This is a genomic window from uncultured Sanguibacteroides sp. (assembly GCF_900543425.1).
Taxonomy (GTDB): Bacteria; Bacteroidota; Bacteroidia; order Bacteroidales; family Marinifilaceae; genus Gabonibacter.
This window is the reverse complement of record NZ_UQRQ01000007.1, coordinates 25,508-37,243: the sequence shown is the minus strand read 5'-3', so window position 1 is coordinate 37,243 and position 11,736 is coordinate 25,508. Positions and strand designations below refer to the sequence as shown.

General features: G+C 31.4%; 7 protein-coding genes and 1 tRNA gene. 5 read left to right on the top strand and 3 right to left on the bottom strand.

Features of this window, described 5'->3' with window-relative positions; translation table 11 throughout:
* Positions 1-11: 11 nt before the first annotated feature.
* Positions 12-572 (bottom strand): helix-hairpin-helix domain-containing protein, encoded by a 561-nt coding sequence (locus QZR76_RS05220; RefSeq protein WP_294141033.1) that lies wholly within the window; start codon positions 570-572, stop codon positions 12-14.
* Between the two features lie 212 nt (positions 573-784).
* Between QZR76_RS05220 and QZR76_RS05215 the strand changes: the two genes are divergently transcribed.
* From QZR76_RS05215 to QZR76_RS05195, 5 genes are all read left to right on the top strand, one after another.
* Positions 785-857: transfer RNA gene (locus QZR76_RS05215), tRNA-Lys, on the top strand.
* A 1,149-nt stretch (positions 858-2,006) separates the two neighbouring features.
* On the top strand, positions 2,007-2,888 hold the full coding sequence (locus QZR76_RS05210) for a hypothetical protein (RefSeq protein ID WP_294141031.1): 882 nt from the start codon (positions 2,007-2,009) through the stop codon (positions 2,886-2,888).
* Entirely contained in the window at positions 2,843-4,297 is a 1,455-nt protein-coding gene (locus QZR76_RS05205; RefSeq protein WP_294141030.1) for a hypothetical protein, read from the top strand. Before QZR76_RS05210 ends, QZR76_RS05205 begins: the two co-directional genes overlap by 46 nt.
* The gene (locus tag QZR76_RS05200) at positions 4,287-7,919 is read left to right on the top strand and encodes a helicase-related protein (RefSeq protein WP_294141028.1); all 3,633 of its coding nucleotides are present in this window, start codon (positions 4,287-4,289) and stop codon (positions 7,917-7,919) included. The genes QZR76_RS05205 and QZR76_RS05200 overlap by 11 nt, the downstream gene beginning before the upstream one ends.
* 3 nt (positions 7,920-7,922) lie before the next feature.
* On the top strand, positions 7,923-9,785 hold the full coding sequence (locus QZR76_RS05195; protein ID WP_294141026.1) for a DUF1998 domain-containing protein: 1,863 nt from the start codon (positions 7,923-7,925) through the stop codon (positions 9,783-9,785).
* 211 nt (positions 9,786-9,996) lie between these two features.
* Here QZR76_RS05195 and QZR76_RS05190 read toward each other — a convergent pair whose 3' ends face one another.
* Complete coding sequence (locus tag QZR76_RS05190; protein ID WP_294141025.1) at positions 9,997-10,701, bottom strand: hypothetical protein; 705 nt, start codon at positions 10,699-10,701, stop codon at positions 9,997-9,999.
* Between the two features lie 387 nt (positions 10,702-11,088).
* Positions 11,089-11,700 carry a DUF1062 domain-containing protein gene (locus tag QZR76_RS05185; RefSeq protein WP_294141023.1) on the bottom strand — a complete coding sequence of 204 codons (612 nt, stop codon included), beginning with the start codon at positions 11,698-11,700 and terminating at the stop codon, positions 11,089-11,091.
* Between the last annotated feature and the right edge of the window lie 36 nt (positions 11,701-11,736).

The window sequence follows — 11,736 nt, the reverse complement described above, 5'->3', positions numbered from 1 at the left end:
AGTTATGTAAATTATTTGAAGTAAGGTTTTATCTTTTTGAGTTTGTGTGGAGCTAATACTTTTTTCTGTTCCAATAGGGAATAACTGATCGTTCCCCACTCTTTCTTGGCTTTGAAGATTAGTTGAACCTCCTCGTATTCCAAATAAGGATGGCTTAATATGCTTTTAAAACTCATGGTGTCCATCTCTTTTTTTATAATGTATTTGGAATCGGCGTAGAAACGGTCCAATAGAGAGTCAATAGAAAGGTATTTGAAGGAAATTTCTTTCAACTGTAAGGGAGAATGAAAGCCTCCGAGACGTTTTCTGTATTTTAATATTTTCGAGGCATAGTAGGGGCCGATGCCTTTTATCTTGGTTAAAGAAATACTGTCGACCGAATTTAATTCAAACCGTTTTGCCGGGGAGGTTAAGCGAGTAGAGGTGTATACTACCGTATCGGGGATTTCGGCTTGTGTAAGCAGAAAAAAAGGAGTTTCATCTTCCTCCGTTAAAAGAGGAAGTACGAAGAATCCCGTTAACAGAAAAGATAACACGATAATTCCTTTTTTCTCTGACGATCTGAACGGCATGTTTGTTATAATCTTATAAATGGTTATAAGTTATGATATTTTTTTGAAATATCCAAGAGCAGAGCTATCGGTTCGTGGAGTTTTTGTCTATCAACTACTTAATGTTTACCTTCAGGGGTGGGGATAAAAAAGTCAGGAAAATAAATAAAAATAAATTTGTGTGACATGCAAAAATATATACCTTTGCACCGCAATTGTGAAAAACAATTGATGATTCAGTAGCTCAGTTGGTAGAGCACAACACTTTTAATGTTGGGGTCCTGGGTTCGAATCCCAGCTGGATCACAAAACTCTGGAAACCAAATCGTTTACATTTCGATTTGGTTTTTTATGACTGATTTACGTGTTAGCGGTCGTCATCTAACAATTCGATTCCAAACCCTTTGATTTTTTTTCCGTTTCTTACGAAATAAATTTTATACACCGGTTTTTGTTGGCCGGGATAATTACCGGAATAACCGGTTTCTCTAAAGTGGGTAATATCTCCGGACCATAAGTATCGTAAGTCTTGTGAATCTCTCGATTTTCTTTCAAGTGGGTTATAGAAAAGAGATCTTTTATCCAGCATGGGTTTGGGGGAATAATCCCATAACGAGATATAAAACAAGGGTTTTGCAGGTAATGTGTATTTGAAATCAACGTTGGATAACCCATCCCTCTTTGAATTCAGTTCTTTAAGAGGTAGTTTTTTGAAATAGATCGAATCGTTTCTGGTCAAAATCTTTTTTTTCGGATCTGATTGGAATGGATTGCTTAAAGTAAATGCGTTATCGAGATTTGGTTTTTTTAGGGTATCTGAAAATAATCTGCCAAATGGTCTTTTTTCAAACAAAAAATCATATTCCGAAAATTCTGTTATCCTTTGTGCCGACAAGGAACCCCAGAATAATATTTGAATCACAAATAAGATAATAAGGCGTTTCATAATCTGTAATTTTTAATCATTCTATGCAAATATAGAAAGATTTTTTTAATATGCAACTATTATTGTTTGTATAACAGATTGAATAATAATCATGTATACGGACAATCCATTTATGTCTACGAAATTTATGATTGATGGTAAATGGAGTCGTTGTCATGAGAAATGAAAAGTATAAGTTGATAGTATTCCCACTAATTTATTGTTAAAAGAGAAAAATGTGCAATTGTGTTATTTGCAATTCGTGATTATCATTTACTCCTTTGATGAAATTCTTTAATTTATTGATATTAAAGTGTTAGTTTAGTTGAATGAAGTGTTTGGAGTACATATTTTGATAAGATAAGAGTGTTGTCTGTGTTATGTAATAGTAGTTTGTTTGAATAATATTTATATATTTGTATTATCTATTTGGTGAATATTAGAAAATATAAGTTATTTTTAGTAGCGATATATGAATATTATTTTATCAAAAATATTACTAGTATTATAAATAATGATAATAAGAATATATGATTGAAAATTTGAATATATTATATTATCGAAGTTTATTGGAGTATGCAAAACCTCTGAAAAGTATTGTAAATGATAGAAATATTGTTTCGATTTCATTTGCTTTGATATGGAGAAATTTTGAAAGACAAGGCGTTCATATTAATATTCCAGGTAATAACGTTATCTTATATGATTTAATTAGTTTGTTGTATAGAGAGTTATCGACGTTGATATATCAGAAATATGCGGATTTTCCTCCAATTATTATTGGGAGTAAATGGAAACATAAGACAGGATATAAAGGATATAATTTTGAACTCGAATCTAAAAGTAATGAAAAAATAATACTTCGAGATAGAAAGAAAGAGCTGTCTATTTCTGTTACTGATGAAAATGCTTTGTATCGGAACTATTTGAATGTACAGAATAGAAACTTACGACCAATTAAAACATATAGAGATTATTTTAAAAATAAAAGTGATTGGTTTAAAGTTTTTAAGTTTGTTCCTATGCATTTTACGCAAAAAATTGTTCTTATTGCGAAGTCAGCTTGGGATCATGTCGAAGAAAAATCTTGTATACCATCAGTTTATTTGCCTAATTCACAAAATGGAAAGATTAATATAAAAAAATCGATACCTGTTTTTGAAGATTGTATCGCATATTTTACACCTAATTATAGGGTATGTTATGAACAACTTTTGTTACAAAAAATTAAGATTGATACAATACTTGTCTGTGATGCCGATTTGGCTTCTATTTCACAAATTATTCAGGATCAGATGGTTTATCATTTTAAATTAATTGTTCTAACAAATGCTTCCTTAATTTCAAAGTTGAATGGAATTTGTTCATGGAATTGGAAGAGAGAAGAAATAGATTTATTAAAACGTTTATGATTAAGTTAATAAGAATATCTGATTCAGAGCTTGAGATATTGCTTGTGCGTTTTGAAGAAAAAATGGCATGGGTTCGGAATTTAAATATTCCGATAATATTAAATAGTTATGGCTATTTTTTGCGTTTAGCATTAAATTTTGTGAAAAAACAAGATTTTGATTATCTTCTTTTGCGTTTGAAAAATAATAAGGATTTGGAGCAGAATGAAGGCGGGTATTCTTTGGAATATTTGGCTAATAATAATCCAAAGCAGGTTTTAGAAGAAGTAATTATTTATTTGAGAGATAATCTATTTAAAATAGATAGAATTCGTAAATTGATATTGGATCATAATTCTATTGTTAATGCAGATCAGAACGATTGTGAATATTTAGAAAATAATGGAATTAAGCGAGTATATACCTTAAAAGAAATTAAGTCGAAAATAAAAACAGGGGAATTGAATGAAAATAATAAATTATATTTTTATACGTTTAATGGTCTGAAGGATTTTAATTTTCTTTATAATCTGTCCTGTGATGTATTTTTAATTCTTTATGAAGCAGAAGTAAATTTGTACGAAAAACAGTTTTATACATATATCTCTGTGCTTGAAAAGGAAATTAGTAGTGAAAATCGTTATCGTTTGTGTGGTATTAATTATGTGCCAGTGAATAGAGCACCTATACTTGTTAACTCTACATTGGAATCTATTATTAGACGTTTGGATGAACGTTCACAGACTGCATATGATGGATATTTGAATGAGAGTGATTTGCTGTTGGATGAACTTGAAGATAAAATACAGTATGAATTGAGATTTGCAAACGGAAAATCTGTATTATTAGATAGTAATGACAGTGTTTTTGATGATAAAGGAAATTTAATCAAAACACGTTTATTACATGTTGGGGATGTTATTCGGATTTATCCCAAAGGGGAGTTAGCTGAGAATTTATTGCAGACAGCTATTGATTGTGAACCAGATATTTATGGGAATGTGTTGGAACATGCAAATTTTTGGTTAGATATCTTAAGAAGATTAGACCAAAAATATAAAGATAGGAAAATCCTTTATCGAGAATTGAAAAAGAGAGGATTGAAAGTTCAGTTCAATACTGTTGATACTTATTTTAAAGGATATAGGCAGTACCCTATGTTTAATAGTGATTTAAGGGCTATTTTAACCTTGGGTGGACAGGAAGATAGATTTGAGCAAATAAAAAAATCAAAACGATTATATGTCAGTACAACAATTGCTTTGGGACGAGGAATAAAACAAGAGTTAAAACAATTCTTACAGGAGAGAACACTTGGAGACATACTGATTAAGCGCAATTTTTCGATTGAAACTTTAGCAAGGTTTATAGAGGAAAAAATGCCATTATCTATTATTACTGAAATAAAAGAGAGAATATATGAATGCTAATAGAGAAATGTTAATTACCAGAATAACCAAAGAGTTGATTGGTCCTGGATCTGATATTTTTGAATGTGGAGATAAAGTGAATTATTCTGATGAAATAATAGAAGGTAAACCGTTACAAAGATATTTTTCTGGTATATTGTATCCTAAGCAATATACAAAGAATGGAAATAATAATATTTCAGAAGAGGATGATATCAACGAAGTGGAAGATACTAAGGAGGATAGTGCTATTATAAACGAAACAGATGATTTTTTTAAACAAGAGGAATGTATATATCAGAATGCTGCTGAAGATGAAAAGGAAGAAGTACAATATGTTTCCAATACATTTTTTCCTTCTCAATATGGCATTTCGTTTGTTGTCTCAAAAGAATGTTCCGAAATTAATGTTAGTGTATCTTTTGGATGTTATAAGAAAGCAAAAAGTGGGGAAGTAGCTTTAAGTTATGATGGAGATGATATTGACTTGTTATCTCGGTTTGGATTGGATAAATTTGTTGATTATGATTGTGATCGTAAACTATTGAGATTGTCTAAAGAATTGACAAAAAGTGAAAAGAAAGCGAGAACTGAATGTCAATATCAATTGTGGGAGGAGCATCGGAATAGTCAGTTGTATAAAACTCTCTCTAAACTTTTTTTTAAAGATAAATATAAAAGAATAAATAATGAATTAACTTTTAAGATTCCTCTTGAGTATATACTAAAAGCAGAAAACAGACATTATAAATGCTTATTAGCTGATGCAAATGTCAATGTTGCAGAGAAGTGGTGGCGAGGTAAAATAAATGCAAATGAAATTTTGTTAAAGGATAATTTGTGGCTTCATGTCGTTGCATATCCTAAAGATAGTAGGTATTTTTTGAAAGTTATTGTTGAAAATACTTTGCAGTATCCCAAAGATAAGTTTTCTCTGGCAAAGGAAATTATGAATCAACTTTGTCTGTTTCAAGTTAATATTAGGATAGATACACCATTTCTTAAATCTTTTAACAATTATAAGGATATCCTGTACAAATCTACCGAAGATAAAATGTTGGATTATCTTTATCGAAATAAAATGGCCTATGGTGTTGGGCATAATACTTCTTGTGTATGGGAAAACTGTGAGAAAGATGAATCTCATCCGACTTGGATTTCTTCTTCATTTTTGCCACAATATAACGTAAAAAGCCAAAGTACAGATATTGAAGATATTTCAAAAGATGTGTTAGTTATTAAAGAATTATCTTCATTTAATAATAATAAAACACAAATTATTGAAAATTTAAAATCGCTTTCTGTAGCTTATGAAAAATGGATAGCTAACGAACAATTTAATGCCAATGGAAATGAATGGGCTTTAAGGAATGGTGAAAAATGTGTTCAGATAAAAGAGCGGATGAATCGGGGTATAGAGTTGCTGAATTCTAACAATAATGCAATGCGTGCTTTTCAGTTGGCTAATGCGGCGATCTATTTGCAGATGTTTCGAAATGAAATATACTTCAGTAAAAAAAGAGATGGTTATGAGCCATTTGAGCAGCATGATTTTTTTGACTATTCTTATGAAGATTATGCTCATATTCAATATCCTGATCTCAATAAAATCCCAGCTTGGAGACCTTTTCAGTTGGCATTTATATTGCAATGCCTTCCTTCTTTTATAGAAGAGAATACAAAAGACAGAGAACTTGTAGACTTATTATATTTTCCGACTGGTGGAGGTAAAACAGAGGCTTATTTGGCTGTTTCTGCATTTTTGATTTTTTGGAGAAGATTACAATATCCAAAAAATTATGGAGGAGTAAATGTTATTGTCCGTTATACGCTACGGTTGCTTTCTGCGCAGCAATTTGAAAGGGCGACTAAGTTAATTTTAGCTTGTGAATTTATCCGTCAGAGTCATACTGATTTAGGTTCGGATAAGATTACTATTGGCTTCTGGGTCGGTGATTCGACTATTCCGAATAATATAAAGAAAGCTACAGTTTTACTTACTAAAGTACAGGATAGATTAAATAAAAAGCAAGCTGTGATTAATCCCTTTCAGGTATCTAATTGTCAATGGTGCAATACGAAGGTGATTGGACGGATGGAGGCAAAAGCAAATGGTGTAATTGGACATAGAATATTACATAATAGATTGACAGCCTATTGCCTTAATCCGGAATGTAGTTTTTCGGAACGAAAAGGTGGATTTCCGATAGTTTTAATTGATGAAGATATTTATAGTGATCCACCTACAATGTTATTTGCAACCGTAGATAAATTTGCCCAATTGGCTTGGAAAGGTGAGGCAACTACTTTATTTAATCATGGGAAAAATAGAAAACCCGAATTAATCATTCAGGATGAATTGCATTTATTGAATGGTCCATTAGGAAGTATGGTTGGACTTTTTGAAAATGTAGTATTGAATTTATGTACAACACCCACTCAAGCTCCGAAATTAATTGCTTCCACTGCGACTATTAAAAATGTAGATAAGCAAATTGCTGGCTTGTATGGTAAATCTGTGCGAATTTTTCCGCAAAATATAACTAGTGCCGATGATTCCTTTTTTTCGAAGACACAGGAAAATAGTAAACGTCGGTATGTGGGTATTTTACCTACAGGAAAAACTTTCACAATGGCTAATCTTCGGTTAAATGCGGCTTTGATATTTGCTCGTTTGGAAATATGGCAAAATGATTTGAATAAAGTAGAAGTAGACCAATTCTGGACAATCTTATCGTATTTTAAAAGCTTAAAGAATATAGGCAGGTTTTCAAATAAGATTGCTTCTGAATTGATACCTGAAATCAAACAATTACAAGTGAGATATTTAATGAATCAGGTGCCTTATAATTATAACTATAACAAATTATCTTATCGCAATTTAGAGTTAACTAGTAGAATTCCTAACGAACAAATAAAAAGAAACTTGGATAAACTTTCTGTTGCTTTTGATGGGAATTTGGCTGAACATCAGGCATTTGATTTGGTGTTGGCTACGAATATGATAAGTGTTGGATTGGATATAGGACGACTGAATGTTATGTTAATAAATGGAATGCCTCCTAATACGGCTGAGTATATTCAGGCAAGTAGTCGAGTCGCTCGTCAGAGAGAGGGGATTGTTTGTACGCTTCTAGATCCCAATAATACTAGAGATCTGTCTTATTTTGAAGATTTTATATCGTTTCATAAAACGTTTTATAAACAAGTAGAACCTTTAAGTGTGACACCATTTGCAGAGAATGCTTTAGATAAAATGCTGTTTACTTTGATGGTGACATATTTTCGCCATAAAATGGGATTTTCAGTCAATAATATGGCTGACGCTTTGCAAATGGAAGATATAAAAGCTGGATTTGTAGCAGGTTTAAAGGGTATGTTTAATGATCATTTGTTTATAAATGAGGAGGATAAGAGTATTGTATTCCAAAAAATAAATAATTTGATACAGGATTGGTTATATAAAATTGATGCGAGTCCGGAGCATGGATTGTTTTTCTATGGTGGAAATAGGGAAACTGAAAAGAAAAAAAATTTATTAATTCCTATTCAGGAAAAACAATCAGAGGATGATATTAGGGTGGCTATGCAATCAATGCGTAATGTGGAGCCAAGTGCCATTGTTGTTGTTAAAAAGCAGTAAGTTATGAAAGAAGAAGTAAAGCATAGTAGAAGTAAATTCATATCAAATTATGGAGGCATTGGCTCTTTGATTGATACTGTGAATAGTTCTATAATTATAGAAACATTTGATAATTGGCAATATCCGAATTATTATGATAAAGAACTAAGTAAGTATATCATTACTGATGATCGATTGTTGAATAGGTTAAAAACAAGATTTCCATTATTGAAACAATTAGTGAGTATTCCTACAGAGATTGGAGGTAATGTGAAACCACAGGCGAATTACTTTCCGAAATGGTTTTATTGTCCACATTGTAAACGTTTTATGCATTATTCTGATTGGAAAAGACGTTGGGGGACTCAAGGGGAAGATTTTAATTTGCAATGTTTTAATCCGGAATGTAAAAAAGAATATTTGGAGCAGGTGCGTTTTGTTATGACTTGTCCTAATGGTCATATTCAGGATTTACCTTGGAACTTTTGGAATAATCGTAAAAATCGAAATGTAGAGGATGCAAACGTAGATAAGGTTGATAGAGAAGAAGATGATAATTTATTTACAATATTCTTAAACTATACTAAATGCTGTGAAGAGCAGGAGCTATATTATGAAATAAGTAATGAAAATACTGATTTATCGGGTATTCGAATAAAATGTAAAAAATGTGGTAAAAGTGAGTCCTTGAAAGGTATTTTTGGATTCCAACAAAAGTGTGGTGGGAAAAAATATTGGTTGGGTTCTCAGGAGGGTACATTTATAAAAGAAACTTGTGATGAGAAAGCTACGGTAAAGATAAAATCGAGTAATAGTGTATATTATGCGAATACGTTAAGTAGCCTTTGGATTCCTGAACAGCAAATTATGTGTATATCATCCGATAATTGCTTGTTGATTGATAAATGGCTTGAAAAAGGTAAAGCTGTTAAGAAAATTATTGAAGATATGTGGCTTGATTACGAGGTTCCAAGAGAATTATCAATGCAATATATTGAACAGCCGAAGAATACTTTTATTCCTGAAATTCTTTATCGTCAGACAGAATACGAATATTTTTTAATGAAGAAACAGCCTGATGATCGGAAGATTAGGTTTCGATTAATCAATGTTGAAAATAAATTGAGTGGTTTTAAATATTTGGTTAAGATTGATAAATTAAAGAAAGTGACGGTACAGACCTCTTTTACTCGTAATGAACCTATTGATGTAGACAGTGTATTGGTTGGGGATGAAGAATATATTAAAAGCTATAATGTTAAAAGACAATCTTTATCGAAAAATAGTTTTAATACTTATATTTTACCTGCTATAGAAAGTTATGGTGAAGGTATATTATTTGTTTTAGATATAAAAAAATTAACAGATTGGGAAAAGAAAAAAGAAGTTATAGACCGTGTTAATATTATTATTGAACATGGTAAAAGATCTGATTGGAAATTTCATCAAATAGAAGCTGAAAATTTGTCTCCGCGGAAAATATTAATACATACTTTGGCTCATTTGTTGATGAGAGAGTTGGAATATATTTGCGGTTATCCGATGTCTTCGATGCAGGAACGGTTATATGTTAGTGATACTATGTACGGTTTTTTGATTTCAGCTTATGATGGAACTAACGGTTATTTAGGTGGTTTGTCAAAATTGTGTAATGATTTAGTTGATATGCAAGAGATTTTGGATAGTGCATTGAATCGGGCCAGAAACTGCTCTCTTGATCCAATATGTTATGAAAGTGAAGGGCAAGGGATTGCTCAGTTAAATCTTGCAGCCTGTCATTCGTGTACTCTTCTGCCTGAGCTATCTTGTGAGCATGGTAACTTATTTTTAGACAGGCAGCTTGTTATCGATTCTGAAATAGGTTTCTTTAAATGTTATTTGAGGTAGTAAAAGAAGATAGTCATGGAATAAAAAAGAAGTTATTATCTATAATCGTTGGATGTTAATATGAAAGTTAATGTATTATTTTCAGATGTAAATGATTTGTTTTTTGTATGACAGATTTGATGATGATAGAAACGAATTGATTGTTTTGATTTGAAAGATAAAAGAAGCTACCTCTTTTTCGAGAGACAGCTTCATTTATGCAATGAATTATTTAGAGTGCTTTATTGTTTTGAGGAGTTGGAGCATCAAATAATTCGGGATGTTCTTCTATGTATTTTTGTTGTTCTTGCGCACGTTTATATTGTTCTACAAAGTATTCACACAAACGTTCTGCGGAAATCGGTTCTCCTGTGATTTTGAAATACAATGGTTTCCCTTGTTTTTCAAAGGTTACAAATTCTCGTGTACTTCCATGTACGAATATTTTACAATGTTTTGTTCCGGCTTTGTATAAAGAATCGCATAACCACGAAATCGTTTTTCCGTACGTGGGAGTTAGTTGATTGAGTTCCCATGTCCCGTGTACTTTTTCAATAAGCATTCGGGCTTTCGTAATTCCATCACGTTCTGTTATGATATTCAGTTTGTTTAATGGGATCATACATTTTAACAAATTTTCTTCAGAGGGATTATCGTAAAACTTTTTTGCGTCAAATTTGTAATACGAGAGGGCGGAGAGCTTATATTGTTCGAGTTCGCTAATAAATTTTCTGGTTGGGCTGCTACTAATAATCTCTGAAGATTTTGATAGTTCTTCTGGTGCGTAACGTGATTTTAAGTCTTTTACAATATCCTTGTATTCATCGCCAATATCTTTACCAATCTCTTGGAAAGCGTAACGTTCTACTATTTTCTGTTTCTCTTCAGAACAGGAAAAGAATACGAATGCCATACATATTAATATATACTTTTTCATGGATTATAATTTTAATCTATTATATACGAATATAGGAATGTTATTTCAAATATACAACTATATTGGCTTGTTTAATGGACAAAATAGTTGTTATGTGTACTAATTGTTTATTTATATATACAAAATTTATGTTTAATGATAGTATATGATTGAATTACCTGAACAAACAAAGGTCGTGTTCAGGAAATGTTTTCTCGAGGGCTGAAAATACCAGGAAGTAGCAGATGAGTTGGCAATCTCTATTTATACGGTTGTCCCCTATAAATAAAGCTTTGTGTATCCTTCTACAAACTTTAAATACACAGAAGTCGTTTCCTTCGCAATGACTTATTAACCTGATAAGGATGTTAATCGTTCATGTATTCGTTTTTCAGTCAATTTCCGGTATCATTCTGTTGTATATAGGTCTTCTAACTTCTCTCTGCTTACCAGTACAATATCTCCGTTTTTGACTTTATGTTTTTTTAGCGAATAATTTTCGGGAGTGAAAATTGCTTTTGTTTCAATCATCCGGTTTAATTGATTGGCCGATAAACCTAAGCAAAATCTGACAACAGAAGATAATTTTAGTCCGAACTCGAAATGATTTCGAATTTTAAATGTTATAAACTCATTGTCGGAATTTAAAATGTCGTTTATCGAAATAATATCATGTACTATTTCGTATTCGACACTACTGTAATCCAATTCGACACTATTTTTTCTTCCTGTTTCGGGAGAAAAAGCATATTCCCAGGCTATGGCTTCATTGTTTTCCAAAAATTTGAGAAACAAATCTTTTTTTATTAGTTCGGGTTTTGAACGTGATAATATGGTTAAGTTGTATGTACTGTCGCATTTTGTACATCTATAAATTAGCCATACATCAATATTTTTTTTCTGAGAATTCATTCTGAATTTGTCGCTGCAATAAAACCTGTTAGAATTACAGTGATTACATTTTCTTTTTAAGGTAGGAGTATTTTTAACCTTTATTTCCCATATATATTCTGTTTTCATGATCTATACTGTGCTTAAATGTTCTTTTTAAGATTT

What these genes read in the sequence shown, in the direction of transcription:
- QZR76_RS05210 (WP_294141031.1), top strand. Translation starts at nt 2,007, where the DNA reads ATGATTGAAAATTTGAATATATTATATTATCGAAGTTTATTGGAGTAT.
- QZR76_RS05200 (WP_294141028.1), top strand. Translation starts at nt 4,287, where the DNA reads ATGAATGCTAATAGAGAAATGTTAATTACCAGAATAACCAAAGAGTTG.
- QZR76_RS05205 (WP_294141030.1), top strand. Translation starts at nt 2,843, where the DNA reads ATGGAATTGGAAGAGAGAAGAAATAGATTTATTAAAACGTTTATGATT.
- QZR76_RS05195 (WP_294141026.1), top strand. Translation starts at nt 7,923, where the DNA reads ATGAAAGAAGAAGTAAAGCATAGTAGAAGTAAATTCATATCAAATTAT.
- QZR76_RS05185 (WP_294141023.1), bottom strand. Translation starts at nt 11,700, where the DNA reads ATGAAAACAGAATATATATGGGAAATAAAGGTTAAAAATACTCCTACC.
- QZR76_RS05220 (WP_294141033.1), bottom strand. Translation starts at nt 572, where the DNA reads ATGCCGTTCAGATCGTCAGAGAAAAAAGGAATTATCGTGTTATCTTTT.
- QZR76_RS05190 (WP_294141025.1), bottom strand. Translation starts at nt 10,701, where the DNA reads ATGAAAAAGTATATATTAATATGTATGGCATTCGTATTCTTTTCCTGT.